This window comes from Pseudoalteromonas sp. SG43-4 (assembly GCF_014164325.1).
GTDB classification, from domain to species: Bacteria; Pseudomonadota; Gammaproteobacteria; order Enterobacterales; family Alteromonadaceae; genus Pseudoalteromonas; species Pseudoalteromonas distincta.
The window spans coordinates 73,129-98,553 of the sequence record NZ_JACJFB010000014.1 but is presented as its reverse complement, the minus strand read 5'-3'; the positions used below and the strand labels follow the sequence as shown (position 1 = coordinate 98,553).

At 39.9% G+C, this 25,425-nt stretch carries 27 protein-coding genes; 18 read left to right on the top strand and 9 right to left on the bottom strand.

The features are described 5' to 3' along the window. The first annotated feature begins 20 nt into the window (after nt 1–20). From dapF to H5160_RS14250, 6 genes are read left to right on the top strand one after another with little or no spacing between them, the layout of a single operon-like run. A complete protein-coding gene (gene dapF / locus H5160_RS14275) occupies nt 21–851 on the top strand; it encodes a diaminopimelate epimerase (RefSeq protein WP_002960987.1) in 831 nt (276 codons plus the stop codon). After that, a complete protein-coding gene (locus tag H5160_RS14270; protein ID WP_182696170.1) occupies nt 848–1,459 on the top strand; it encodes a DUF484 family protein in 612 nt (203 codons plus the stop codon). Before dapF ends, H5160_RS14270 begins: the two co-directional genes overlap by 4 nt. Continuing rightward, on the top strand, nt 1,456–2,400 hold the full coding sequence (locus tag H5160_RS14265) for a tyrosine recombinase XerC (protein WP_024594613.1): 945 nt from the start codon (nt 1,456–1,458) through the stop codon (nt 2,398–2,400). The genes H5160_RS14270 and H5160_RS14265 overlap by 4 nt, the downstream gene beginning before the upstream one ends. Before the next feature lie 10 nt (nt 2,401–2,410). Next, nucleotides 2,411–3,118: an HAD-IA family hydrolase gene (locus H5160_RS14260; protein WP_182737815.1), complete on the top strand. Its 708-nt coding sequence runs from the start codon at nt 2,411–2,413 to the stop codon at nt 3,116–3,118. Nucleotides 3,119–3,146: 28 nt separating this feature from the next. Further along, nucleotides 3,147–4,250, top strand: a complete 1,104-nt coding sequence (locus H5160_RS14255) for a retroviral-like aspartic protease family protein (protein WP_182737814.1) — start codon at nt 3,147–3,149, stop codon at nt 4,248–4,250. 21 nt (nt 4,251–4,271) lie between these two features. Further along, nucleotides 4,272–4,628: a HopJ type III effector protein gene (locus H5160_RS14250; RefSeq protein WP_182737813.1), complete on the top strand. Its 357-nt coding sequence runs from the start codon at nt 4,272–4,274 to the stop codon at nt 4,626–4,628. Nucleotides 4,629–4,638: 10 nt separating this feature from the next. Here the strand turns inward: H5160_RS14250 and H5160_RS14245 are convergent, their stop codons facing one another. Both H5160_RS14245 and H5160_RS14240 read right to left on the bottom strand, forming a co-directional pair. Next, nucleotides 4,639–5,046, bottom strand: a complete 408-nt coding sequence (locus H5160_RS14245; protein ID WP_182737812.1) for a GNAT family N-acetyltransferase — start codon at nt 5,044–5,046, stop codon at nt 4,639–4,641. A gap of 40 nt (nt 5,047–5,086) precedes the next feature. Further along, the gene (locus tag H5160_RS14240; RefSeq protein WP_002961002.1) at nt 5,087–5,392 is read right to left on the bottom strand and encodes a DUF6482 family protein; all 306 of its coding nucleotides are present in this window, start codon (nt 5,390–5,392) and stop codon (nt 5,087–5,089) included. An 89-nt stretch (nt 5,393–5,481) separates the two neighbouring features. Between H5160_RS14240 and H5160_RS14235 the strand changes: the two genes are divergently transcribed. The 3 genes from H5160_RS14235 (at nt 5,482) to H5160_RS14225 (ending at nt 7,868) form a co-directional block, all read left to right on the top strand. After that, nucleotides 5,482–6,174: a pseudouridine synthase gene (locus H5160_RS14235; RefSeq protein ID WP_182737811.1), complete on the top strand. Its 693-nt coding sequence runs from the start codon at nt 5,482–5,484 to the stop codon at nt 6,172–6,174. 101 nt (nt 6,175–6,275) lie between these two features. Next, nucleotides 6,276–6,650, top strand: coding sequence for a BlaI/MecI/CopY family transcriptional regulator (locus H5160_RS14230; RefSeq protein ID WP_007377323.1), 375 nt, complete (start codon nt 6,276–6,278; stop codon nt 6,648–6,650). A 9-nt stretch (nt 6,651–6,659) separates the two neighbouring features. Then, nucleotides 6,660–7,868, top strand: coding sequence for a TonB family protein (locus tag H5160_RS14225; protein WP_182737809.1), 1,209 nt, complete (start codon nt 6,660–6,662; stop codon nt 7,866–7,868). Nucleotides 7,869–7,941: 73 nt separating this feature from the next. Here H5160_RS14225 and H5160_RS14220 read toward each other — a convergent pair whose 3' ends face one another. Further along, complete coding sequence (locus H5160_RS14220) at nt 7,942–8,325, bottom strand: MAPEG family protein (RefSeq protein WP_182692774.1); 384 nt, start codon at nt 8,323–8,325, stop codon at nt 7,942–7,944. A 239-nt stretch (nt 8,326–8,564) separates the two neighbouring features. On the opposite strand from H5160_RS14220, the gene H5160_RS14215 reads away from it, so the two are divergent. Further along, complete coding sequence (locus H5160_RS14215) at nt 8,565–9,443, top strand: DMT family transporter (RefSeq protein WP_182696179.1); 879 nt, start codon at nt 8,565–8,567, stop codon at nt 9,441–9,443. 66 nt (nt 9,444–9,509) lie between these two features. Here the strand turns inward: H5160_RS14215 and H5160_RS14210 are convergent, their stop codons facing one another. From H5160_RS14210 to H5160_RS14195, 4 genes are all read right to left on the bottom strand, one after another. Then, nucleotides 9,510–9,827, bottom strand: coding sequence for a multidrug efflux SMR transporter (locus H5160_RS14210; RefSeq protein ID WP_002962354.1), 318 nt, complete (start codon nt 9,825–9,827; stop codon nt 9,510–9,512). Beyond that, nucleotides 9,827–11,359, bottom strand: coding sequence for a bifunctional GNAT family N-acetyltransferase/carbon-nitrogen hydrolase family protein (locus tag H5160_RS14205; RefSeq protein ID WP_024595458.1), 1,533 nt, complete (start codon nt 11,357–11,359; stop codon nt 9,827–9,829). The genes H5160_RS14210 and H5160_RS14205 overlap by 1 nt, the downstream gene beginning before the upstream one ends. Nucleotides 11,360–11,447: 88 nt before the next feature. Then, nucleotides 11,448–12,296, bottom strand: a complete 849-nt coding sequence (locus H5160_RS14200) for an MBL fold metallo-hydrolase (RefSeq protein ID WP_039486908.1) — start codon at nt 12,294–12,296, stop codon at nt 11,448–11,450. A 58-nt stretch (nt 12,297–12,354) separates the two neighbouring features. Then, nucleotides 12,355–14,640 (bottom strand): penicillin acylase family protein, encoded by a 2,286-nt coding sequence (locus H5160_RS14195; RefSeq protein ID WP_182737808.1) that lies wholly within the window; start codon nt 14,638–14,640, stop codon nt 12,355–12,357. 156 nt (nt 14,641–14,796) lie between these two features. On the opposite strand from H5160_RS14195, the gene ycaO reads away from it, so the two are divergent. From ycaO to folX, 7 genes are all read left to right on the top strand, one after another. After that, nucleotides 14,797–16,557 (top strand): 30S ribosomal protein S12 methylthiotransferase accessory factor YcaO, encoded by a 1,761-nt coding sequence (ycaO, locus tag H5160_RS14190; protein WP_024595461.1) that lies wholly within the window; start codon nt 14,797–14,799, stop codon nt 16,555–16,557. A gap of 115 nt (nt 16,558–16,672) precedes the next feature. Next, nucleotides 16,673–20,035 (top strand): ATP-binding protein, encoded by a 3,363-nt coding sequence (locus H5160_RS14185; RefSeq protein WP_182737807.1) that lies wholly within the window; start codon nt 16,673–16,675, stop codon nt 20,033–20,035. A gap of 43 nt (nt 20,036–20,078) precedes the next feature. Continuing rightward, nucleotides 20,079–20,708: a YceH family protein gene (locus H5160_RS14180; protein WP_002962344.1), complete on the top strand. Its 630-nt coding sequence runs from the start codon at nt 20,079–20,081 to the stop codon at nt 20,706–20,708. A 68-nt stretch (nt 20,709–20,776) separates the two neighbouring features. Further along, nucleotides 20,777–21,607, top strand: a complete 831-nt coding sequence (gene nadE, locus H5160_RS14175) for an ammonia-dependent NAD(+) synthetase (RefSeq protein WP_024589633.1) — start codon at nt 20,777–20,779, stop codon at nt 21,605–21,607. A 223-nt stretch (nt 21,608–21,830) separates the two neighbouring features. Next, nucleotides 21,831–22,550, top strand: a complete 720-nt coding sequence (folM, locus tag H5160_RS14170; RefSeq protein ID WP_182716707.1) for a dihydromonapterin reductase — start codon at nt 21,831–21,833, stop codon at nt 22,548–22,550. Nucleotides 22,551–22,572: 22 nt separating this feature from the next. After that, nucleotides 22,573–23,127, top strand: a complete 555-nt coding sequence (gene folE, locus H5160_RS14165) for a GTP cyclohydrolase I FolE (protein ID WP_002962341.1) — start codon at nt 22,573–22,575, stop codon at nt 23,125–23,127. 4 nt (nt 23,128–23,131) lie between these two features. Then, nucleotides 23,132–23,488 carry a dihydroneopterin triphosphate 2'-epimerase gene (gene folX, locus H5160_RS14160; RefSeq protein WP_002962340.1) on the top strand — a complete coding sequence of 119 codons (357 nt, stop codon included), beginning with the start codon at nt 23,132–23,134 and terminating at the stop codon, nt 23,486–23,488. Nucleotides 23,489–23,492: 4 nt separating this feature from the next. Here folX and H5160_RS14155 read toward each other — a convergent pair whose 3' ends face one another. Then, complete coding sequence (locus H5160_RS14155) at nt 23,493–23,939, bottom strand: YqaA family protein (RefSeq protein WP_182716708.1); 447 nt, start codon at nt 23,937–23,939, stop codon at nt 23,493–23,495. A 228-nt stretch (nt 23,940–24,167) separates the two neighbouring features. Beyond that, nucleotides 24,168–24,533, bottom strand: a complete 366-nt coding sequence (locus H5160_RS14150; RefSeq protein WP_182716689.1) for a DUF4870 domain-containing protein — start codon at nt 24,531–24,533, stop codon at nt 24,168–24,170. 185 nt (nt 24,534–24,718) lie between these two features. On the opposite strand from H5160_RS14150, the gene H5160_RS14145 reads away from it, so the two are divergent. After that, complete coding sequence (locus H5160_RS14145; RefSeq protein ID WP_154903805.1) at nt 24,719–25,420, top strand: spondin domain-containing protein; 702 nt, start codon at nt 24,719–24,721, stop codon at nt 25,418–25,420. The last annotated feature ends 5 nt before the right edge of the window (nt 25,421–25,425 follow it).

Below are 25,425 nucleotides of genomic sequence, written 5' to 3'. Positions count from 1 at the left end.
CAAAACCGAATTAGAGCGCTATGTTAGTTAATTTTTCCAAAATGCACGGCTTAGGTAACGACTTTGTTGTGATTGATAACATTACACAAAATGTTTTTTTGTCGCGAGACCAAATCAAAAAACTGGCAGATCGCCACTTTGGCATTGGCTTTGACCAATTGCTGATGGTTGAAGCACCATATTCACCTGATCTCGACTTTCATTATCGAATTTTTAATGCCGATGGTACCGAAGTAGAACAATGCGGTAACGGCGCACGCTGTTTTGCCCGCTTTGTACGCATGAAAGGCCTTACTAACAAGCACAAAATTAGTGTATCGACTAAGTCGGGCAACTTAACGCTCTACATAGAAAAAGACGGTCAAGTAACTGTTAACATGGGCCATCCTAATTTTGAGCCAAGTAAAATTCCGTTAAAAGCCAGCAAACGCGAGCTTACTTATATTATTAGAACGCAAGAACACACTGTATTTAGTGGCGCGGTATCTATGGGTAACCCGCATTGCGTGCTAGAGGTTGACGACGTAACCACCGCGCAAGTTGATATATTGGGTCCATTACTTGAAAACCATGAACGCTTTCCCCAAAAAGCGAACATTGGCTTTATGCAGGTTGTATCGCAAGAACACATTAAGCTAAGAGTGTGGGAGCGCGGCGTTAACGAAACCCTAGCCTGTGGCACAGGTGCATGTGCAGCGATGGTGATTGGTCATATGCAAAATAAACTATCAACAACCGTTCAAGTAGATTTGCCGGGCGGTACTTTGCAAGTGCGCTGGAGTGGTGAAGGTCACCCGGTACGCATGACTGGTCCCGCAGAGCATGTTTTCGACGGACAAGTAGCACTATGAGCGAGCTAAGTACAGAGCAGATTATTAATTACTTACAGCAACATCCTGACTTTTTAGTTCATCACCCCGAGCTACTCGCACAACTTGAGCTGCAACAGCAAGCTCAAGGTGCAACGTCACTAGTACATATTCAGCAACGTCAATTACGCGAGCACAACACGCTTTTAAAAAGCCAAATAGATGCTATGAGCAAGCATGCAACGCAAAACGAGCTCGTATATCGTTTGTTTAGCCAATGTCATCGCCAGCTTTGGAATCATGACGACTTTGACACTCTTGCAAATAATCTACGCAATATAATCTGCTCAAGTGAAGATGTTAACGACTGCAAATTAGTAAAATATAATCCCGAGTACGACGAGCTTATTGCGCATCGCCTTACCCATTCTGGGCATTATTTAGGGCGAATTAATAAACAAGAGCGCGAACAATTATTTAGTGAAGATACACAATCCGTCGCTATTTATTTAATTGGCGACACCAAGCACCCTATCGCTATTTTGGCGTTTGGTAGCAATAACGTAAACCATTTTGAGCCCGCGCAAGATAACCTGTTTGTGCTCGACTTTATAAACGCATTACACCTGCGGTTACAAAAACTAGCATGAGTGACGATGCGCCTAATATTACCGCGCTAAGCGACCACTGGCGTACACCCATAACGCTATTTAGCGATTATTTAAAGTTTGAAAAACAATATTCAGCGCACACAGTTAATCAATACGTAAGCCAACTTGGCTTTGCAGCCCTTTATTTTAGCAAACTATGTGATGACTGGTTTGGCGTACAAGGCGAACATATTCGCCGCTACAGCATGGCACTGCGATCAAAACAATTAAGTGGCCGTACAATTAGCTTAAAGCTCAGTTGTATTCGCAGCTTATATAAATTTTTAAAAGCAAAAAATATTGCCGAGCAATCGCATTACCATAATCCGGCAATAGGTATAAAAGGCCCTAAGTTTGCAAAGCCCCTACCTAAAAATCTCGATGTAGATCAAATGGCACGCTTGCTCGAAATACCCGACGACGAACCTCTCGCAATTAGAGATAAAGCAATGATGGAGTTAATGTATTCATCAGGGCTGCGTATAAGCGAGTTAGTTGGCGCTAACATGCAAGATATTAGCGCTGCCAATGGTGAAATTTTAGTGCGTGGTAAAGGTAATAAAGAGCGATTAATTCCGGTGGGCAAAAAAGCGTTAGACGCATTAAAAAAATGGCTCACAATACGCCCTCAGTTTGCAAAGCCCGATGAAATAGCAGTATTTTTAAGTAGCCAAAAAAACCGTATTTCGATTCGCCAAGTGCGCCTGCGTATGCAAGAGTGGGGAATAAAACAAGGCATTAGCTCGCAGGTTCATCCGCATAAGCTGCGCCACTCGTTTGCGTCACATATTTTAGAATCATCTGGTGATTTACGCGCCGTGCAAGAGTTACTAGGGCACAGCAGTTTGTCGGCTACACAAGTGTATACACATTTAGATTTTCAACATTTAGCCAAGGTGTACGACAACACTCACCCTCGTGCAAAAAAACGAACTGATTAGGTAAATAAAAATGATCCGATTTAATCGTGCTATTAAGCCATTTTCTGTCATGAGCTTTGATTTAGACGACACTCTTTACAACAATCACCCCATTATAAAAGCAGCGGTTAAAGCGCAGCAAAATTATTTAAACGCGCTCCCGAGCTACTTAGCCCAAGGCCCAAAATACTGGCAACAATGCCGCAATGAGGCCGTATTAAAGTTACCTGAACTTGCTGATAACGTCACTAAATGGCGCCAACATACATTGCGCTTAGCCCTTTCTAAACTAGATTTGAATGAGCAAGAGGTAGAGTACCATGCCGATGCTGCCTACAACGCCTTTGCCGATGCGCGCAGTAAAATAGTGGTAACCGACGACGTACTAAAACTGCTAGATAACTTAGCCCAGCACTTTACGCTGGTTGCTATAACTAATGGTAATGTTGAAATTGAACGCTTTAACTTACACAATAAATTTGAGCTTGTATTACAAGCCGGTATGCACGGTAAAGCAAAACCTCACAGCACCTTATTTGATAAAGCCGCCGAGCACTTAAACGTTGCTAAAAGTGAAATTTTACACATTGGCGATAGCCTAGATACCGACGTACAAGGCGCAAATAATGCCGGTTGCCAATCGGTATGGTTAAACGATCAAGGCGCCAATTATGCTTATAAAGGGCTGGCTGATATTGAAATAGCCAATATTCATGCCTTAACGCACTTTATTAAATAATACCAATTGCATTAAATAAGAGGTCACAATGAGCCACTATACCAAGCTAATTACCTTGCTATTAATTGGCTCACTTAGCCTTAACGCTTATTTATTGTGGCCGCAGCCCGCGCCAACCAAAGTACAAAAAACGCAAGGTGCTGAAAAAAGCATATCGCCTAAACAACAAAATACGCTATTAAATACGGCAAAGCAGCAGTTTAAAAAACACCAATTTGAAGCCGCACTTAGTAGCTATCAACAACTCAAAAACAGCAATCCAGAAATCGCAAAAAACCTTTATTCATCGTGGCTAGTGCAGCTTAAAATATGGCTAAATAGCAATTTATTACTCAGCGAATCATTTCTCAATGCGCTATTAAATAACAGCCCTTATAACGTAGAGTTACTTAATTTACAGGTTGAGTATTTAATAAATAGCGAGCAAACACAAAACGCCATTATTGCTTTATTTGAGCTTAATTCATTACTGCCTGCTGATCAGCAAAGTAATGCAAATACACTTTTAAATACGCTCACTCAAAACGAATTACACACATTAACTGAGCAACAATATTGGCAAACTATTATTGAGCAAACACAAATTTGGCTTGATTATAAAAGCGATAACGCGCAGTTTTTATATCCGCTTGCGTACGCCTACTTTCAGCAAGGCGATTTAATTAGTGCACAAGCAACTCTTGATCGAATGCCAAACCAGCACAATCTAAAAAGCCAAGTGCAAACACTGCAAGCGATGATCAATAAAGCACAATCGCAAGACGACTTCGTTGCTTTAACGCCTTACGGCGCACATTACTTAATAAACACCGAAATAAATAACAATCTATCGACCGAACTAATGATTGATACTGGCGCAAGCGTGACCTCGCTACCTACAAGTATAATTGAGCAAATTTCGCCACAACCTTTATATTTAGGCGATGTAACGGTAAATACAGCTAACGGTCAAATTATTGTAAAGCGTTATCAAATTGAATCGTTTAAAGTGGGCTCGCAAATTATTTATGGTTTTGAAGTGTTGAGTATTGAAAACACCCGCGGGCAAGGTTTGCTAGGAATGAACTTTCTATCGCGATTTAAATTCAATATAAATCAGCAAACAGATGAGCTAGAGTTGAGCGCTAAATAATTAAAAACCCAAAGGTAACACATGACACTAAATGACTATTTAAAAACCCTTGCAGAAAACCCAAAAAGCATTCAATTTACCGATACAATGGCCGTGATAGAAGCAAATTACGACTTTACTGCATGTGGCTTTAATAACCATGGATTACTTAGCGCTGCGAGTGAGAACAACGGCTCATGTAAAATTTTTGCATTTGCTAAATTAAACGATTTAAGTAAACAAAATACGTTGGATTGTTTTGGTAAGTTTTACCGAGAAGACGTGCTGCAAAACCCTAAAGGGGATGATCATATGAACATTCGCACGTTTATGTTAGCACCAGAGGCAACACCTTTTTTAGGTATTACCTTTGAAGGCGAGCCACTAAAAGCAAAATAGCCAGCAAAAATTAAAGTGGTTTTTCCATAAAGTAACGCGTACCTGAGCGTGGGTAATTATTAAGTTGATACTTAACACTATAACCGCGCTTTTCATAAAAGGGTTTTGCTTGAAAATCAAGTGTATCAAGCTGAGCAGTTGTAGCACCTAGCTCAATAGCTGCTTGTTCAAGTGCCATTAGCAGTTTATCTGCAAGCCCTTTACCTCGTGCACTATCGCTACACCAAAGCCAACTAATCATCAGCCAATTTCCAAACACACACCCACTAATACCGGCAACAAGCTCGCCCTGCTCATCAGTAAATTTATAGCCTAATGGCAGCCTTTGCGCATCAAAATGCTGGGCGTTAAATTCAACCATTTGTGCGCGAAGCGCTGAGTTTAACGCATCGGTATTATCTACTTTTAATTGATACATTTATCGCCCTTAAAAAGCAGATACTAGCAAATTAGCTCAATCAATAAAGATTATTTTTACCATAAGGTACTTCAAGCATATTGCTGCTGGTTTTATCCGGCTGGCCGCACATTTCGTCGTAAGCGCTTGTTTGCCTTAACATCATCTGTGCGTACGCTATTTTTTCAAAACGTTTTTGTACATGCAGTGGGCTGAGTGCTCTTAAAAACTCACCGCTGTCTTCTGTTACATAATATTCAACGTTATTAATCATCACTGATACTTGATAAAGCGCCATATCTAACGAGTGAACAATAACTTTTTGTAGCGGTTCGTGCTTTTTTAACTGTGAAAATTTAATACCCATCATGTTTACCTTTTTATATTTAGCATTATCGATACGCAGCTTTGCTATAATCGCGATCAAATTTTTATTAGCCGCTGGCGTCACACGTTATGATCACAAAAATTCGACTCGCTAAATATATTGCCCATGCAGGTATTTGCTCTCGTAAACAGGCATCGCGTTTAATTGATGAAGGTGTGGTGACTGTAAATAATCGCCCAGCAAATCATATAGATCACGTTGATGAGCAAGACACAATAATAGTGAACGAAAAAGAAATTAAAGGTGCTGCCGATTTAGTTTATTTTGCGTACCACAAACCAGTAGGTATTGACTGTAAATTAAATATTGATGACCCTGCCAGCCTTATTCACCATTTGCCCACACTCACCCGTGTTTACCCTATTGGTCGATTAGATAAAGACTCTCGCGGTTTGCTTATTTTAACCAACGATGGGGATTTTTGTAATCAACTAATACATCCTGATTTCCACCAGCCTAAACATTATTTAGTCACCGTAAATAAGCCCTTAGACGATGATTTTTGTAAAAAAATGGCAGCAGGCGTACCCGTTGATAAACACATAACCCTGCCTTGTGAGGTAAATAAAATAGCCAGTAATCAGTTTAGTATTGTTTTAAAACAAGGGCTAAACAGACAAATACGTAAAATGGCGCATTACTGCGGATACAAAGTAATTGACTTATTTAGAGTGCAATTTAGTGACCTCCCCCTTTCAAAGCTAAACCTACCTGAAAACCAATATATACAAATTAATAAAAACGATATTTCAAAAATCTAATACCAAGTCACTTAACTATATCTCAAAAAGTTAAAAATAAACTTGCAAAAATAGATTACAGGTGTAGTCTTAAATTAAAGATTACACTTGTAGGCGATAAAATGATTGAATTATCAAAAGCAGAGTTTGACGTGCTCGACGCACTTTGGATTAACTACCCCGCCACCGCGAGCCAAATAATTGAGCGCTTAAGCGACGATAAGCAATGGCACGAAAAAACCATTAAAACCCTGCTAGGTCGACTAGTAAAAAAAGGCGCACTTACATTTGAAAAAGAAGGTCGCCAATATATTTATACTCCCTGTATGGAGCGCGCCGACTACACCCTAAAAGAAAGCCAAAACTTTATTGAGCGATTTTTTAGTGGGCGTATTGCGCCACTTGTGAGTGGCTTTGCTAAATCGGAGCAGCTTTCTCAGCAAGATATAAACGAGCTTAAAAAAGTTATAGATGACTGGGAAAAAAACCAAAAGTAAGGGATTAACATGGTTATTCAAACTGGTTTTAATTGGTTAATTGAGCAGCAATTACTATTAAGCATTTTGTTTTGTGGTTTTATTTTACTCGAGCGATTTGGTTTAAACGCCCTTGGCTCGCGGTTTGTATATAAATTAGCATGGCTATTACCTGCGGCATTGGTGATTGCTAATTTACCAAATGCGATTAAACCACTGCAAAATAGCAATATTAGCCATTACTTAATCACCCCTAACCAGCCTTTTACACACGAAATGGGTATTAGCTGGGCGCTCATGTATGTACTTATTACCGCTGAGTTATTAATAGCTAGCTTCATTACGCATACCCGCTTTGTTAAAAGCCTGCAGTTAACTGAGTTAACACAATTTGAAGGCACTCTTACCGCTGATGTTAAAACTTATACCAGCCAACATGTAGCCACGCCAATGGTGGTCGGTATTTTAAACAGCAAGCTGGTGTTACCGAGTAACTACAATACCCAGTTTGATAAAGCCACATTAGCGCTTATTTTAGAGCACGAAAACGTACACATAAAACGCAAAGACAACCTAACAAACGCACTTATGTTACTACCTACTATTTTACTTTGGTTTAACCCACTAGCTTGGTTTTGTTACGCAAGCATGCGCCGACTACAAGAGCTGACTTGTGATGAACGGGTACTTAGCAATAAAACCACACAACAACATATTTTATATAGTAAAGCCTTAATAAACTGCGCGGCAAATGCGCCCACAGGACTTATGGCTTATTCACACTACGGAGATAAAAAAACCATGTTACAACGACTAACTAATATTAAACACAGCGGGGAGCGTTCAAAGTTTGCTAAAGGTGGCTTATTGCTTGTAGCAGCAAGTATGCTAAGCGGATTAGCGATTGCAAAGCAACCAGAAGCAATGACTAAAGAGGATCACATTTCACCAACAATACGCATTGAACCTGCTTACCCAATACAAGCAGCTCAACAAGGGATCAGCGGCTCTGTTGTATTAAAATACGATATTGCAGCTAACGGTAAAACAAAAAATATTAGTGTTATTCAATCTAAACCAAAAGATGTTTTTGATAAATCAGCGAAAGAGGCGCTAGCAAAATGGAAATATAAAGCATCAGATTCAGGTTTTGAAGATGTACTTGTACAACTAGATTTTGCGATTAATAGTGAAGTGGCGCCTACCGATTTAATTGAGCGAATTAAAGTATCGCATTAACGCCACGAGTTGTTCAAGACTACAAAGCAAGCGCCCTTTTAGGCTGCTTGCTTTGTGGTTTTAAAATATAAACCTACAAACTCACCACAATCATGGCAATGGCTGTACCCAAACCAATAAACCACACTAATGAACGAATTATATCTAGGTTCATATAGTAAAATACGCAATACAAAATACGCGACACAATATGCGTAACCGCTAGCGATTCGGTCACTGCACCTACAGAGTTAGTGCCCAGCACAACTGCAATAGCGACAGCAAAAACAGCAAGCGATTCAAAACAGTTTTGATGAGCAGCGAGCGCCCGTGCACCAAAGCCGGTTAATTTTGTTTGTTGCGCCCTTGGGTGTTTATTGTCGTATCGACCCAATTTTGCCATTGCTATAGCAACCGGCACTTTTGCAAAGTAAGGCATTAATACCGCAAGTAATGCACATACAACTAATGTTGTCATAATTTATCCTTTTTATGTTTCGGATAATTTAGCATAAGCATAATAAAAAAGCCGCCAGATACGTTTTATGACAAACTCTGGCGGCTAACAATAACATCAGGCTTACTATAGCTAAATTTATCCTAAAACCCATGCGACATAATGTCGCAGATGATGAATATTCAACATCATAGTTAATGCATCGCTTTACTTCACAAAGCTTGTTAACTTTACTGCCTTACATTTTAACGATGACGACCATGACCTGGATATTTTTCACTTTTTTAGCCGCCTTCATGCAAGCATGGCGTAATGCCCTGCAAAGTAAATTAAGTAACGATGTGAGTGTGGCTGGCGTAACACTCTCTCGCTTTATTATCGCAGGCCCTATTGCTGGCGTGTATTTATATGGTTTGTATCAATATCAAGATACAGCCATGCCTACGTTTAATAATGCCTTTTGGGGATTTATTGTAGGCGCAAGTGTGATGCAAATACTTGCCACTGGTTTAATGGTTAAGTTATTTAAAATGAATAATTACGCCGTAGGTGCTGGTCTTGCCAAAAGCGAGGCGTTAGTAGCAGCCATTTTAGGTGTATTATTTTTTGGCTCGGCACTTTCTTTGCTCGGTTGGCTTGGTGTGTTTTTTGGCGCTATTGCCGTATTGCTACTCAGTGGCATAACAAGCGTTAAACACTTTAATGCTAAAACAGCATTACTAGGACTGGCTTGTGGTACTTGCTTTGCACTTACATCGCTGTGGGTACGAGAAGCGAGCTTAAATTCAGGATTATTATTTCCTCACTCAGCAGCTTGGGTTTTGCTGTTTGTAATTAGCTTACAAACACTAATACTACTGGGCTATTTATTATTAAAAGAGCCGCAAACACTTAGTAAACTTTGGCAATACAAAGGTACTACAGCCGCAATTAGTGTTTTTAGTTGTGTCGGTTCTATTGGCTGGTTTAGTGCAATGAGCTTACAGCACGTTGCTTACGTTAAAACACTTGGACAGGTTGAAGTGTTTTTTACCATGCTAATTGCCGTTCTTTGGTTAAAGCAGCCACTTAAGAAACAAGATACTGCTGGCTTAATACTCATAGCCATTGCCGCTGTTTTGGTTATGTTGCCGAATTAAGGGCATAAAAAAGCGCAGGCTTTTATACCTGCGCTGTTATAATTTTTATAGCTTTAAGAACTGGTTCTAAGAGCTGATTTTTAGTGTTATCACACCACTAATAATCATTAATACTCCCGCAATACGACCAAATGTAGCGGCATCGTTATAAAACAATATACCCACTAAAAACGTACCGGCGGCGCCAATACCTGTCCATACGGCGTATGAGGTACCCATTGATATTTGCCTTTGTGCAAGCCACAACATAAAACCACTAGCGACTAAAAATACCACCGCTATTGCTATACCTTGCCAGCGAGTATCAGCGTTTTGCGAAATTTTTAAGCCAATCGGCCAGCCAATTTCAAGTAACCCAGCAATAATTAAGTACACCCACGCCATTAAACGTCTCTCTTTTTAACAATCACTTCGTATAAATCTTCGCGGCGATCTTTTAAATTACGCACAGTGCCTTCGCTGTGAAGAATTTTAAGTTTATCCATATCAAGGTCACTAAATAGCAGCATTTCGGTGTTTGGTGTGGCTTCGTTAAGTGTTGCATCGTGCGGGAACGAAAAGTCCGATGGCGTTAATACCGCCGATTGTGAGTACTGCACATCAAGACTTTCTACCTCTGGTAAATTACCCACCGAACCTGCAATTACCACATAACATTCGTTTTCTATTGCACGCGCTTGTGCACAGTGGCGCACACGTAAATAACTGTTTTTAGTATCAGTCCAAAATGGCACAAACAGAATATCTAACCCTTGTTTGGCCAATATGCGTGAAAGCTCAGGAAACTCTACATCGTAACAAATTTGAATACCTACACGACCGGCATCGGTATCAAACACGGCAATTTTATCGCCGCCTTGAATAACCCAATCGTTTTGCTCATGCGGGGTTATGTGTATTTTACGTTGCTCGTCTATTTTACCGCTACGATGGCATAGGTAACTTACGTTATAAATTTTATCATCTTCGGCAAGTGGCATAGAGCCGGTAATAATATTAGCGTTGTATTCTATTGCCATACGCGACATGGCGTTTTTAAACGTTTCGGTGTATTCCGCTAAATAGCGAATCGCTTCTGTTTGATTACTTTGATTTCCTAGCCCCATTAGTGGCGCATTAAAAAACTCAGGGAATAGTATAAAGTCACTTTTGTAGTCAGATACGGTATCTACAAAGTATTCAACCTGCTTTAGCATTTCTTCAACCGATTCAACACAACGCATTTGCCATTGCACAGCACCTACACGCACGATTGATTTAGTTGACTCAAGTACCGTGTCGGTTGGCTCATACATGATGTTATTCCACTCAAGTAGAGTGGCGTAACCAACAGACTCTTGATCCTCCGGTAAATACTTTTTAAGTAATCGTTTTACCTGAAAATCGTTAGATAACTGAAAACTTAAAATAGGATCGTATAATTCTTTTTGATCTACTTTTGCAATGTATTCCATTGGCGTCATTTCACTGCTGTGATTGTAATAACGCGGAATACGCCCACCTGCTAAAATAGCGCGTAAGTTATATTGGCGGCACAATTCTTTACGGGCATCATAAAGGCGACGACCTAAACGCATGCCTCTGTGACTTTCGCTAATAGCAACATCTAAGCCGTATAGCGCATCGCCGTCGGTATCGCTAAATACACGGTCGTGACCGTCTGCAATATCTTCGTATGTATGCGGGTTTGAAAAACGCGTGTAATCAACCTGCACGCTTAATGCTAAGCCCACCAGCACGCCGTCATCCACAATACCTATTTGCCCTTCAGGAAACTGGTCTATTAATCTAAAAATGGTATGACTTGGCCACGCACCGCCTAAGTCGGGATACGCTTGATCCATCAAGGTTTTAATTTGCGGATATTGCTCTCTGGTTAAGTTACAAATTTCAAGATGGGTTTTTTCTGCCGACATACACAACTCCTTTGGGCATAAGAAAATAAAAGCCGAATGTACGTTAAAGTACACTCAGCTTTGTATCATGTTTTTTACGTTACGCGTACTACTTTAAGCTACGATAAAAAAGTGTGGTTACTTTCTCTTTTGGTAACCAGCCTGCGTATTCAAGATTCAGCTCAGCCAATGGATCGGCTTTAAGTACTTGCTCTAAGCTTGCATTATTTTGCATTGCTTTTAGCATTACGTCTTTCGCGTTTTGAACTAGCTTACCATACGCTATCAGTCCTGAACGGTCACTTACCTTGCCGTGTCCTGGTATTACTTTAGTGTTGTCGTCAATTTGATTAACTACATCGTTTACTGCCGCTAAAATACCATCAACGCTGCCGCCGCTATCTACATCAACAAACGGTAAGCTGCCAAAATTAAAGTAAATGTCGCCCATGTGCACTATGTTGTCGTTACTAAAAAAGATAACCGAATCGCCATCGGTGTGTGCATGTTCGTAATGCACTACATGGGCGTGTTCGTTATTAAAATGTAGTTTTAAGTCGTGACCAAAACTAATGCGCGGTAAAAAGTCTGACCCTTCCCCGTGCTGCTCTTCTAAACGTTTGTGTACATTGTCGTGGGCTATAACGTGCGCACCCGCTTTAGCAAAGTTCTCGTTGCCACCGGTATGATCGCCATGATGGTGAGTATTAATAACAAACTCTGCACTGCCTGGTTTTAAATCGCTAATGGTTTTTTTAATATCATCTGAGAGTTTGGCAAACTGATCATCAATAATATAAATGCCATCATCACCTACACTTGCTGCAATATTACCGCCTTGCCCAAATAGTACGTATACATGCTCACTTAGCTTTTGTGCTGTTACTGGGCCATCATCTGCTTGCGCTGTAGTGCTTAGTAATAAACCTGTTATTAATGCGGGTAGTATTTTTTTCATTTTAGTTCTCTGTTGTTTTATTGGTAATTATATAGAACGTGTTTAGCTATACTTTAGTTCATCGTGTCGGCTTTATTACTATTTGATGTATTAACTCTTGAGGCAACAAAGGTGTATGCTTACCTTCTACGTAATCACTAAACCCCGCTCTGTAAAATTCAGAAAGAGGGTGCCCCGATTGCCCACCGGGAATAGCTAAAATTGCATGCTCTAAATGCCCAGGTTGAGCAATAAAACGCTGCGATGCGCCAAAACTACGCCCTTGTACGGCCGGCATATAACTATCTCCAAAACCCGCTGCTGTGGGCATATTTAATAACTTAGCAAGTAACGGCATTTGCTTTGCAAACGGATGCTCTATCACTAACTCATTTACCTTGCCCCACTGCCAGTTTTGTACGTTATTACCAAATTGTTCTGTAAGCTTAGTAATAGTTTGGCTAAATGCTCCTTGTAACTGCTCATCCCAGCTTTTAAATTGTGGGTTTATCCATGTGTCGGGCCTGTTGTTTATAAGCTGCCAAACAGCGGGCTCTAAATCTCGTTTTACGTATTTAAGTGTGCCTTGTTGTTTATTTAATTCATCTTCCATACTGCTAAATAAAATATTAATCACTTCATCGCGGTAGCGCTTAACTAAGGTATACCCTATGGAGGTTGAACACGCACATTGCTGCCAGTTTTCAAGCGCTGTTATATATTGCTGATTTTTAGTTGTATCGGCTTTTAATTGCTTTAATAGCAGAGCATGCCAAGGCATTAAAAAGCGAGCTTGGTTATCAAGTTGTAATGCGTAAAAGTCGCTCTCAGCAAATGCTTGTTTTTCAAATAATCTATCGCGAATTTGACTCGAACGTGCGCCGAGTGCATAGCCACCATTACCAAAACGCGCGTCATCCTCAGCCGATACCACGCGAGAATTACCAGTCCATAATCGACCGTTTTGCGGGTTTTTAATAAAAGGGCGTTGTAATTCATTTTGCTGCCAAAGCGCTGAGTAGTCATCGGCATTTACGCCAAGCTCACTTGGCGCTTTACGAGCCGGTATACCCCCCATGTTTTTCCACGCTGCGCTACCAAGGCTGTCTACCACCATAAGATTTTGTACCGGAATACCTACATCGCTTGCGACAGCAAGTGCATCATCTACCGTTTTGGCTTGCTCTAATTTTAATAACTCCATATTAACGGCATAAGGCTGATGGGCAGCCCAGCTCAACGCATAAGGTTTTTCGTTAATATATTTTACAGGGCCGTATTCACTGAGTATTAATGAATAGTTTTCAACCTCCCCATCGGGTAATGCAATAGGTTCATCTACTTGCCATGTTTTACTATCATCGTTTAATACAACCCAATCGGCTGTATCTAAATAACCGTTAGTAAATCCCCATGCAACATTGTTGTTAGTGCCAACAACAATGGCAGGTGCGCCGGGCAGCGATACACCGGTTACCTGAGTCTGCTCACCACTGTGCATGTAATTTAATTGTGCCCTGTACCAAATTACAGGTACTGCCATCGATAAATGCATATCATCCGACACCATACCAGCCCCTGTTTTAGTCAGCGCTCCTGTAACAGCCCAGTTATTACTGCCGCGCTCTTGGTTGGCTTCAATGCTTTTAACTATATGCTCTGTTTGATTGGGAAAAGTAGGTATGCCGCCGCTATAAAGCGCTAATTTACTGCCATCAAGCGCGGCTTGGTACTTACTTGGTTGCGTTAAAAAATCAACCATTTGCTTTGTGTACGCTTGCTCAATTTGAATAAGTGCTTGGTCACGCTCAAATGTGGCGCTTTGTAAATCAAGGTACATGCTAAATATCACAAGTAGGCTGTCTTCACTTTGCCATGGCTTTTGCGCTGCACCGGTTAGTAAATATTCAAAGCTTGAATACCCTACTTGCGCTAAACCTTCGTTTACACCTTGAGCGTAACTTTTAAGTAATTGCTTATCGGTCTCAGGCAGGGTTTGTAAAATAATTTGGCTGCGTTTACGTAATTGATGAAAACGCATTTTTTTATCGAGCCCCAACGCTGCTTCGCCAAATAATTCACTTAACTCACCTGCGGCATTACGCCTTAGTAAATCCATTTGAAAAAACCGGTCTTGCCCATGCGCATAACCTAAACCGTAGGCGGCGTCGTTTCGGCTATTGGCGTTTATTACTGCTTGCCCTAATGCATCTCGCGAAATTTTTACAGGCTCTGCTACCGCGTTACTGCGTCCGTTTCCATCAAGGGCGGGTAAACTTAAACTAAGTACCCCATAAACAACAGCGGTACTTGCCAGCCCTAATATCACAATTAATAACAACAAGCGTTTGATTACTTTAAACATCACCGTTTCCTTTGCACGTTTTGACCAAGCGTTAAGCACATATAATAACCACAGTTTTATTAAATAATAATGTTCTTGCTCGCAAAGGGTGAAATAAACATCAAAATCCACGATAATGTCCGCTCCACACATCGTGCAGAACTAGTTGAGTAAAATATGACTGAAAAAACATTTATCAAAGGTAAAGACCGCGACCTAGAATCGTCAATCTCTACCATGCAAAACAAGCTTAAAGCCCTAAACATTAATGTTGAAGAAGCGCTTTGGCTTAACCCTGTAGCTAACTGTTATTCGGTTCATATAAAAGACAGCGACTGCGGTGTTATGTTTACCAATGGTAAAGGCGCAACCGACAAAGCATCTATTGCTTCAGCACTCGGTGAATACTTTGAACGTTTAAGCTGTAACTACTTTTTTGCAGACTTTTATCTAGGTGAAGAATTTGCTAATGGCGAGTTTACTCATTACCCAAGCGAAAAATGGTTTAAAGTTGAAGGCGATGAAGTGCCAGAGGGCATTATGGATGAAAGCTTATGGGATTACTTTGACCCAGAGCGCGAACTAAACGCATCACACCTTTTTGATTTTAACTCAGGCAATATCGATCGTGGTATTTGTACCCTGCCATACACACGCCAACGCGATAACCAAGACGTATACATTCCGGTAAACGTTATCGGTAATATTTTTGTATCTAACGGTATGAGCGCAGGTAACACCAAGTTTGAAGCTCGCGTACAAGGTTTATCAGAAGTATTTGAACGTGCTATTAAAAACCGTATCATCGCCGAAGGTATTTGTTTACCAATCGTGCCTGAAGACGTTGTTAAGCAATACCCTAAAATTCACGAAGCGTGTGAAGAGCTTCGCAGCCATGGCTTTCATTTACGTATTGCCGATGCGTCACTTGGGGGTAAATACCCTGTAATGAGCGTAACGCTTATTAACCCAACAGATGGTTCTGTATTTGCTTCTTTTGGTGCTCACCCATCATTTGAAGTTGCGCTTGAACGTACCGTGACTGAGTTACTACAAGGTCGTCGTCTTGATCAGCTAGATGTATTCCAACCTGCTACCTTTGATAACGACGAAGTAGCAACACCAGAGAACATTGAACTGCACTTTATTGATTCAAGCGGTTTGATTTCGCATGATTTTTTCCGTGCAAAACCTGATTTTGAATTTGTACACTGGGACTTTAGCGGAACAACTGAAGAAGAATATAACTTCTGTACTGATCTAATTCATAGCATGGATCATGATATCTACATCATGGATTACACGCACCTAAACGTATACGCGTGTCGTATTTTAGTACCTGGCATGTCTGACATTTACCCTGTTGATGAGCTTATTTGGCGTAACAACAACGAAGGCGCAAAATTTCGCGAAACATTCCTATCGCTTGATCAGTACGATGCAGAGCAATGGATGGAAATTTACGACAGCCTTGAAGAAGCAGGCCACAGCGATATTATCCGCGCCGCAGAATTTATTGGCCTTGCAACCGATGCCGACACACCATGGCACACACTGCGTATAGGTGAGCTTAAAGCACACCTATGTTTAGCTGCAGGCAGCGAAGAAGCCATTGATTGGGTTGACTGGATACTTCATACAGGCCAAGTAAACGAAGAGGCAATGCGCCACTTCCGCTGTTTAAAAGCAGTTCTTGAAATTAAATACGATGACGAGCGCGAATACGCAGATTACCAAGATGCACTAGGCTTAATGTTTGGTGCTAATAATGTAGCGCTGGCTATAGAAATTGCCGAAGGTAAAAAGCAGTTTAACGGTTTAACTTTCCCTGGTTTATCGCTTGAAGGCTTTAAAAAGCATGCGGCGCTACTTGATGGTTACCGCAAGCTACATGTAGCAAAGCAAAATCACTGGGCGCGTGAAGTTAGCGACTCGTAACTCGCTAAACTACTAATTATAAAAAATAAACGGCGCATTTGTTAATGCGCCGTTTTCATTTGTGTAATAAATTAGCTATAGTTAATTTGCCTAAATTAACGCCACGATGTAGCAAATGCCACCATCTACTAACAATAAAAAAACGAACGTTCATAACTTTAAGTTGACCTTTTGGTTATCGCTTACGCTAACTGTACTAGTTGGTATCGTACTTGATCGTATTAACTACAATCGTGTTAAAGATGCTCATCGCCTACAAATTCTTTCTGAAGTAAGTACATATCGAGCTCAATTAGAATCTATTTTAGTTTCTAATATCCAACTAGTTCGAGGCTTAGGTGTTGCCGTAGCAGCACAGCCTGATTTACAGCAAACACAGTTTGAACAAATTGCCCAACCACTATTTAAAACCTCAAATGAGCTTCGCAATATTGGTGGCGCACCCGATATGGTAATTCGTATGACTTACCCCTTAAAAGGTAATGAAAAAGCACTCGGTTTAAACTTTTTAGAAGAAAAAAACCAACGCGCTGATGCTATTAGAGCTCGTGATACAAATACCATTGTAATGGCTGGCCCATTAAAATTAATCCAAGGTGACATAGCACTTATAGCCCGAGTTCCTGTTTACATACCGCCAGATAATCGCTTTTGGGGATTACTTTCAGTTGTTCTCAACATTGACAAAGTCTATGAAAATTCAGGTATTTATGAGCTAGAAAAAGAATACAACGTCGCTTTACAAGGCAGGCATGGACTTGGCAGCAAAGGGGAGTTTTTTTACGGTAATCAAAATATAATAGAGCAAGACCCCCTTGAGTTTACGTTAAGCTTTCAAGGTGGCAATTGGCAACTTTACGTAGCACCTAAAATAGGTTGGAGCCCACCAAATTCAGCTGTGTGGCCACTTAGGTTATCAATTATTATTATTTGCGGATTATTAATTTGGGCCTTTTTATTCTTTTTGAAAATGCTTAATCGTCAGCAACAAAACGAAAAAATGCTTGAAGCAATGAGTGATCTAGCCCAAATAGGCGCATGGTCATTTAACTTAGAAACGAAACAAGTATATTGGTCTGATATGACCAAAAAACTATTTAAATACCCATTAAATAACCAACCAGAATGGCCTACAGATTTAAATTACTTTAAACAAGGCACTAGCAGAGAAACAATTAAACCTTTAATTGAACGAGCCATAAAATATGGTGAAAGCTACGAAGTTGAATTAGAAGTAATGGATGAAGAAGGTGAATCTGTTTGGGTACTTGTACATGGTGAAGCAGAACGAAAAAATGGACGATGCACACGTATCTTTGGCTCATTACAGAATATTGATACCCGTAAAAAAATTGAATTAGAAAATAATAAAACCGCATTACACAACGAAATTTTAGCCTCCCTGACCGTTAATAAATTAATATTAAATGGGCAACTTAGCCAATCAAAAGACATTATTACTAAAGCAATCTGCCAAGCATTTGATATTAAACGTGCCAGTATTTGGTTTTTTAATGAAGACAAATCCCAACTAAGCCCTTTTGCCATACATAGCAAACATTCGTCTAGTGATAAAATTGACTCTATTTGGCTAAGAAAAAATCTTCCCGGCTTTTTTAATGCAATAGATCACCAGCCTGTATTTAATGTGCCTGACGCCCAAGAACACCCAATACTCGAGCCAATTAAAGAACAGTATTTAATGACTCTCGAGATTAAATCAATGCTGTGCGTAATAATCCCTGCAGGAAGTGGCGCTATAGGAGTCGTCTGCGCAGAGCAATGCCAATCAAAACGCTACTGGTCTAAAAACGAAGAAAGCTTTTTAATTGCCGTTGCAGCGTTAATAGGCAGCTTGCACTCAAGCCAACAGCGAATTGAAACCGAACAAAAACTAGTTTCTGCCAAAGAAACCGCCGAACAAGCTGTTGAAGCTAAAAGTGAATTTTTAGCGAGTATGAGCCACGAAATTCGCACCCCAATGAACGGTGTTTTAGGTATGCTTAACATAATTAAGCAAACTCAATTGGACCTACAGCAAAAACATCATATTGAACTTGCTCAATCATCAGCTCAATCTTTGCTTAATATAATTAATGACATATTAGACTTTTCTAAAATTGAAGCCGGTAAGCTCGATATTGAAAACGTGCAATTTAATTTACCTCGGTTATTAGGCGAAGTGGTGGAGTCCTTTGCTTTAAAGGTAGAACAAAACAATACAAAACTTATTCTAGATGCTACTCAAATAACTGTTAGCGAGATAATTAGTGACCCTAACCGCTTGCGCCAAATTTTAAATAACTTAATTGGCAACGCGGTTAAATTTACTATTGATGGCGAAGTAGTCATTACTGCCAGAATAGATGAAACAACGGATGGCTCGTTCCTACAATGTTCGATTATTGATACTGGTATTGGTATTGACCCTAAAAAACAAGCGTCGTTATTTGACTCATTCACACAAGCCGATGCTTCAACAACACGCCAATTTGGGGGCACAGGGCTTGGTCTTGCCATAGTAAAACAATTGTGCGAACTGATGAACGGTGAAGTGAGTGTAAACAGTATGCAAGGTGAAGGAAGTACATTTTCTTTCACAGTACAAATACAACCGCGCTTAAGTAAAGAACAAGATTTACCGAGTCATTTAATTAAAAACAAACATATTTTAATTATTGATGAGTGCTCGTTAAATGCTAACACCGCTAATAAGCAGCTCACTGTTTGGGGTGCAAAAGTTAATTGTATACATAACTATCTTGAGGTTGATGATTACTTAAGTAATGTAACCACCCACCCTGGTGCTATTTTAGTTGATTACTACTTTTTTGAAAAAGCCCCACAAACGCATATCACCGCGCTCAAAAACTTTATAAATATGCATAGTTGCAAGTTAGTTATTATGGCGCCAATGAGTTATTCGTCTGAGGAGTCTAAAGTAGGTATGGAAGTCGACTGTATGATTTTCAAACCTCTCACACCGTCTGATTTGTTTGACTCACTTACAAACGATAAATACATTGAACAACAGCAGCAACAAGCACAGCTTCAAAACAAGCTAACTAAAGCGCCAGTACTGGATTCATCAGAACCACAACTATTGCTTGTTGAAGACAATAAAATAAACCAAGTGGTTGCCTCTGCGCTATTAAAGCAGGCGGGTGTTACTTTTGATATTGCCGAAAATGGCCTTGAGGCAATTGTAAAGCTCAATGCAAAACAAGGTAAACCATATAAGCTAGTTTTAATGGATTGCCAAATGCCCGAAATGGATGGCTACCAAGCCACTAAAGCCATTAGAGAAGGTGATGCAGGTAAAGATAATGAAAATATTACTATTATTGCGCTAACAGCCAATGCCATGCAGGGCGATAAAGAAAAATGTCTAGCCGCAGGCATGAACGACTATTTAAGTAAGCCTCTCGATTTAGCTGCATTACAACCAAAGCTTCAACAATGGCTTGGCATTCAATAAAGGTGTAAGCTAATAAAATACGCTTACTAATTTGAGATTATTTATGCAGTTATCAACAAATCAACAACGTATTCTTGGTTGCCTATTAGAAAAACAAAGCACGACGCCAGAGCATTATCCGCTATCGTTAAACGCTCTCGTGAACGCATGTAACCAAAAGTCTAATCGCGATCCTGTGTTAAGTCTTACAGATGAAGACGTGCAAAACGCACTTGATGAACTAATAGAAATGCGTTTGGTTACAATAGATGAAGGTCTTTCGGGTCGCGTAAATAAATACGATCACCGCTTTTGCAACACTGAATTTAGTAATCTGCAATTTTCTGCTCAGCAGCGTGCCATTGTTTGTTTATTACTTTTGCGTGGTGCTCAAACCCCTGGTGAATTAAGAACCCGCAGTGCTAGGCTTGCTGATTTTAATAACGTAAATGAAGTAGAGGCAGCGCTCAATAAACTGATTGAAAGCGAGTACGTCACAAAGCTAGAGCGTGAAGCTGGAAAACGTGACAGCCGATATATTCATTTATTTGGCGAACAACAAAATAATCCCGCCGATGCCTTTGTTGCTCTACCAAGCGAAGTAATTAAAGACAAAGAATTAAGCGATTTACTTGAAGAAGTAGAAAAATTAAAAGCAGAGCTTCGCCAAATAAAAGCTCATTTAAAACTTTAATTAACTAAAACTAAATCACATAATAAGTTTATTGCGTATCACATATTAAATTTTATAAGGAGCTGGCAATGCGCGCCGAAATTATGGCTGAAATGAAGGTTCAGCCAACGATTGATGTAAATGCTGAGATAACTCGCCGAGTTAATTTTATTAAAACACGTTTGGTAGCAGCTCATTCACGCTCGTTAGTACTGGGTATTAGCGGTGGTGTTGACTCATCAACCTGCGGCCGCTTATGTCAACTTGCTGTAAACGAGCTAAATAAAGAACACGATACTGACAAGTATCAGTTTATTGCAGTGCGCCTACCTTATGGTGTACAAGCTGACGAAGATGAAGCACAAATGGCGGTTGATTTTATTCAGCCAAGTAAACGTATGACCGTAAACGTACAACCTGCGGCTGATGCATTGCATGAGCAAGCGATAGCTGCCGTAGTTGGCTGTGGTGAAGCACTGCCTGAGCAAGCTCAAATAGATTTTATTAAAGGTAATGTTAAAGCGCGTCAACGTATGGTTGCTCAGTACGAAATTGCAGGTTTTTGCCAAGGCTTAGTAGTGGGTACCGATCATAGTGCTGAAAACATTACTGGTTTTTATACTAAATTTGGTGACGGCGCGTGCGATTTAGCCCCTCTGTTTGGTTTATCAAAACGCCAAGTTCGTGCACTTGCTACTGCACTAGGTGCGCCAGCTTTATTGGTAGATAAAGCACCTACAGCTGATTTAGAAAGTGACCGCCCAGGTTTAACAGACGAAGAAGCACTTGGTTTGAGCTATGAGCAAATTGATGACTTTTTAGAAGGTAAACCTGTGTCTAATGATGTTGAACAAAAGCTTGTAAGCATTTACACGCGTACACAACATAAGCGTCAACCAATTCCGACAATTTACGATTAAGGTTTAGTAGCTAAAATAAAGCAATTAATGCCTTTGAGGATTAATTGCTTTTTTGATCGACAGATTAAGAAGCTGCGTATATTTTAATAAATTAACGCTTTGAATTTTATAATACCAATTGCATTAAATTAGTGAGCTATTATAGCCCTATGAAATAGCGATAGAATGATGATATTTTTAATTATATTGGTATAACTACCCGCCAAAGAGAACACTGCCTTATATGACATCGCCCATTTTAATTACCGGCGCAGGCCAACGCATTGGTTTAGCACTCGCTCAGCATTATATAGCCCAAGGGCAGAGTATTATTATCACGTATCGTACTCGTCACGCCGCTGTTGATAAATTAGAGCAACAAGGCGCTGTATGTATTTATGCCGATTTTAGTACCGATGAAGGTATTAGTACATTTATAAATACGCTTAAAGAGCATACAACATCGCTGCGCGCTATTGTTCATAACGCATCAAGCTGGGACTGCGAAGCTAACAACCCTGACTTTGCAGCACTGTTTGATAATATGATGCGGATACATGCCAAAACACCGTATTTAATTAATTTAATGTGCGCAGAGCTGCTTTTAAACTATCAGCAAAATGAAAAAGTACCTGCCGATATAATACATCTTACTGATTATGTAGTTGAAACAGGCAGCCCTAAACACTTAGCTTATGCAGCAAGTAAAGCAGCACTCGACAACCTAACCAAATCGTTTAGCGCTAAATATGCGCCAAATATAAAAGTGAACTCGGTTGCTCCATCGCTCATTATTTTTAATGAACATGACGATGAACAATATCGAGCTAAGACCCTTAAAAAATCATTAATGGGCATTGAACCCGGATGCCAAGAAATTATCAATAGCATTGATTTACTATTACAAAGCCACTACATCACAGGGCGCTCTTTGCCTATTGATGGCGGTCGTCATTTAAAGTAAATATAAATAAACTGAGATATTTATGCACAATGAATTAAAAGAAAGTTATGAAAAAATCATCACCGCTGTAGGCGAAGATGCTAACCGCGAAGGCTTACTTGATACGCCAAAACGTGCTGCAAAAGCAATGGAATATTTAACGCAAGGGTATCGTCAAACGCTTGATGAAATAACTAATAAAGCAGTATTTACATCTGACGCTGACGACATGGTATTAGTACAAGACATAGAGCTCTACTCTATGTGTGAGCATCATTTACTGCCTTTTATTGGCCGTTGCCATATTGCTTATATACCAAACGGTAAAGTATTAGGCTTGTCTAAATTTGCCCGTATTGTTGATATGTTTTCACGCCGTTTTCAAATTCAAGAACAGTTAACGCATCAAATCGCTAAAGCAGTTGAAGAAGTTACTGGCGCTAAGGGCGTAGGCGTTATTGTTGAGGCAAAACACATGTGTATGATGATGCGTGGTGTAGAAAAGCAAAATTCAAGCATGCGTACATCAGTAATGTTAGGTAACTTTAGAAGCGATCCTAAAACACGTAACGAATTTTTGCAGCTTATAAAAGGTTAACCCTATGGCTAATGCAATTATTAACGTTACTAATTTACGCCTGCGTACGTTTATTGGCTTTAACCCCGATGAGCGTGAAAAAAAGCAAGATGTAGTGATTAATCTAGAGATTCACTACCCTGCTGATGATGCGTGTAAAACGGATGAAGTTGACCAAGCACTTAATTATAAAGTGATCACCAAAGAAGTTATTAGCTTAGTAGAGCAAGGGCACTTTTTACTGCTAGAAAAATTAGTTGCTGAAATTCTTGCCGTTTGTCACGCGCACCCAAGCGTTCATTACGCTAAAGCACGTGTTGATAAACCACATGCACTGCGTTTTGCCGACTCAGTGTCGTTAACGCTTGATTGGGCTAAATAAGCACTTAAAAACTTATTGAAAAAAGCTTTTCGAATCCTACGGCAAGGGCGATAACCGCTAAATAGCGAGCGCCTTTGCCTAGTGTTACTAACAGTAAAAAGGTACTAAATCGTACTTTAAATATGCCTCCAATCACCGTTAATGGGTCCCCAACAACCGGTAACCAAGCAAATAACAAACTATACACTCCATATTTATTAAATTGCTTTTGTGCGCTATCAAGCCCTTTTTGCGATACCGGAAACCATTTTTTATCTTTAAAACGCAGTACCTGCGTGCCTAACCAGTAATTAACACAGCTCCCTAACACATTTCCAAGTGTTGCTACGCACCACATAAGCCATAAATTAACTTTATCTTGAGTAATCATTCCCACCATTATCACCTCAGAAGAGCTAGGCAGTAATGTCGCAGATATAAATGCGCTAATAAATAACGTGAGATAAAGCATAATGCCCTTATGGCTAAACGTAAAAACCCAGCCTATAGCTGGGTTTATAATACCAATTTTATTAAAAACATGATCATTCTAGCGTATTAAATAACTCACTAACTACGTTAAAAATTATTTATATAGAACAACTATGTATCATAATTTTAGCCTTGTTATTGAGCTATTTTCTTATCGCTATAATAGGTCACTAATTTAATGCAATTGGTATAAAAATAAACTGTGTGTTTATTTTATCAAATTTAAACTAAACGGGTAATTAAACTCTTTACCTTCATTAGCTTTAATACTTGCGATTACAACCATTACAAACCCAAAAATTGCCACTATAGGTAGTAATATTAAGCCGATTGCTACAAACATCAGTACAAAACAAACTACATATGCAATTGCCATCGTTATTTGAAAGTTAAGCGCCTTTTTACCGTGCACGTCAACAATTGGCATTTCATCTCTTTTAATTAACCACACAATTAATGGCCCAATTATTGAGCCAAACGGCACAACAAACCCAGCAAGCGCACTTAAATGGCATAACATAGCCCACGTACGGTCATCTTTATTAACTGGTTCAACCTGTTGATTTTCTTCCATAACACTCTCCTTTTTGTTTTATGTATGTTGCCTCTTAACTAAACAAATGTCTACAAATCAACCAACGTATTTATGTTTAAAAATCACAGCGTGAAATCTTGTGATAAAAAAGTGATAAGTTTGTGAGAGTTTCTGGAGACGATTATTCAATACTTAACTCGAATCATCACTTACAGGAAATAATAATGAAAACTTCTACATTAACAATCGCAATTCTTTTAGCGGCAGCTAGCCAATCGACTATGGCCGCAGAATTAGACCTAAAAGTAACTAACCTAACCAAAGGTATTCACTTTACTCCACTGTTAATTACAGCACACAACAGCGAAGACACACTGTTTGAGGTAGCAACGCAAGCATCTACAGCACTACAAACAATGGCTGAAGGCGGCAATATTGAAGAGTTAGTTGCACAAGCAACTGCTGCGGGTAGTGATATGGCTGCAAACCCAGCTGAAGGTTTACTTGCACCAGCCGCATCTACAACGGCAACACTGAGCACGACCGACGGTAATGAGTACCTATCTTTAACCGCAATGATGCTACCAACTAATGATGGCTTTGTAGGCTTAAACAGTTGGAAAATCCCAACAGAAGCGGGTACTTACACAATTAATTTAAATGCTTACGATGCAGGCACAGAACAAAACAATGAGCTTGTAGTTGAAGGCTCTGGCGCACCAGGTACTCCGGGTATTCCTGCTGCTCCAGGTGGCGACGCTGGCACTGGCGGTACAGGTGTATTAAGTGGTGATACAAACACTAACATTCATATTCACCCGGGTAGCTTAGGTGATGACGATTTAGAAGCGGGTAATAGCGATTTAAGTAATACAGTACACAGATGGTTAAACCCAGTAGCACAATTAACCGTTACAGTTAAGTAGGAGCA

Coding starts and splice junctions, on each gene's coding strand:
- H5160_RS14180 (WP_002962344.1), top strand. CDS start 20,079: ATGCAGTTATCAACAAATCAACAACGTATTCTTGGTTGCCTATTAGAA.
- H5160_RS14255 (WP_182737814.1), top strand. CDS start 3,147: ATGAGCCACTATACCAAGCTAATTACCTTGCTATTAATTGGCTCACTT.
- H5160_RS14240 (WP_002961002.1), bottom strand. CDS start 5,392: ATGGGTATTAAATTTTCACAGTTAAAAAAGCACGAACCGCTACAAAAA.
- H5160_RS14155 (WP_182716708.1), bottom strand. CDS start 23,939: ATGCTTTATCTCACGTTATTTATTAGCGCATTTATATCTGCGACATTA.
- H5160_RS14220 (WP_182692774.1), bottom strand. CDS start 8,325: ATGACAACATTAGTTGTATGTGCATTACTTGCGGTATTAATGCCTTAC.
- H5160_RS14200 (WP_039486908.1), bottom strand. CDS start 12,296: ATGAAAAAAATACTACCCGCATTAATAACAGGTTTATTACTAAGCACT.
- H5160_RS14235 (WP_182737811.1), top strand. CDS start 5,482: ATGATCACAAAAATTCGACTCGCTAAATATATTGCCCATGCAGGTATT.
- H5160_RS14195 (WP_182737808.1), bottom strand. CDS start 14,640: ATGTTTAAAGTAATCAAACGCTTGTTGTTATTAATTGTGATATTAGGG.
- folE (WP_002962341.1), top strand. CDS start 22,573: ATGCACAATGAATTAAAAGAAAGTTATGAAAAAATCATCACCGCTGTA.
- H5160_RS14250 (WP_182737813.1), top strand. CDS start 4,272: ATGACACTAAATGACTATTTAAAAACCCTTGCAGAAAACCCAAAAAGC.
- H5160_RS14225 (WP_182737809.1), top strand. CDS start 6,660: ATGGTTATTCAAACTGGTTTTAATTGGTTAATTGAGCAGCAATTACTA.
- H5160_RS14230 (WP_007377323.1), top strand. CDS start 6,276: ATGATTGAATTATCAAAAGCAGAGTTTGACGTGCTCGACGCACTTTGG.
- H5160_RS14145 (WP_154903805.1), top strand. CDS start 24,719: ATGAAAACTTCTACATTAACAATCGCAATTCTTTTAGCGGCAGCTAGC.
- H5160_RS14260 (WP_182737815.1), top strand. CDS start 2,411: ATGATCCGATTTAATCGTGCTATTAAGCCATTTTCTGTCATGAGCTTT.
- H5160_RS14215 (WP_182696179.1), top strand. CDS start 8,565: ATGACCTGGATATTTTTCACTTTTTTAGCCGCCTTCATGCAAGCATGG.
- H5160_RS14150 (WP_182716689.1), bottom strand. CDS start 24,533: ATGGAAGAAAATCAACAGGTTGAACCAGTTAATAAAGATGACCGTACG.
- H5160_RS14245 (WP_182737812.1), bottom strand. CDS start 5,046: ATGTATCAATTAAAAGTAGATAATACCGATGCGTTAAACTCAGCGCTT.
- nadE (WP_024589633.1), top strand. CDS start 20,777: ATGCGCGCCGAAATTATGGCTGAAATGAAGGTTCAGCCAACGATTGAT.
- H5160_RS14185 (WP_182737807.1), top strand. CDS start 16,673: ATGCCACCATCTACTAACAATAAAAAAACGAACGTTCATAACTTTAAG.
- H5160_RS14205 (WP_024595458.1), bottom strand. CDS start 11,359: ATGTCGGCAGAAAAAACCCATCTTGAAATTTGTAACTTAACCAGAGAG.
- dapF (WP_002960987.1), top strand. CDS start 21: ATGTTAGTTAATTTTTCCAAAATGCACGGCTTAGGTAACGACTTTGTT.
- ycaO (WP_024595461.1), top strand. CDS start 14,797: ATGACTGAAAAAACATTTATCAAAGGTAAAGACCGCGACCTAGAATCG.
- H5160_RS14210 (WP_002962354.1), bottom strand. CDS start 9,827: ATGGCGTGGGTGTACTTAATTATTGCTGGGTTACTTGAAATTGGCTGG.
- H5160_RS14265 (WP_024594613.1), top strand. CDS start 1,456: ATGAGTGACGATGCGCCTAATATTACCGCGCTAAGCGACCACTGGCGT.
- H5160_RS14270 (WP_182696170.1), top strand. CDS start 848: ATGAGCGAGCTAAGTACAGAGCAGATTATTAATTACTTACAGCAACAT.
- folX (WP_002962340.1), top strand. CDS start 23,132: ATGGCTAATGCAATTATTAACGTTACTAATTTACGCCTGCGTACGTTT.
- folM (WP_182716707.1), top strand. CDS start 21,831: ATGACATCGCCCATTTTAATTACCGGCGCAGGCCAACGCATTGGTTTA.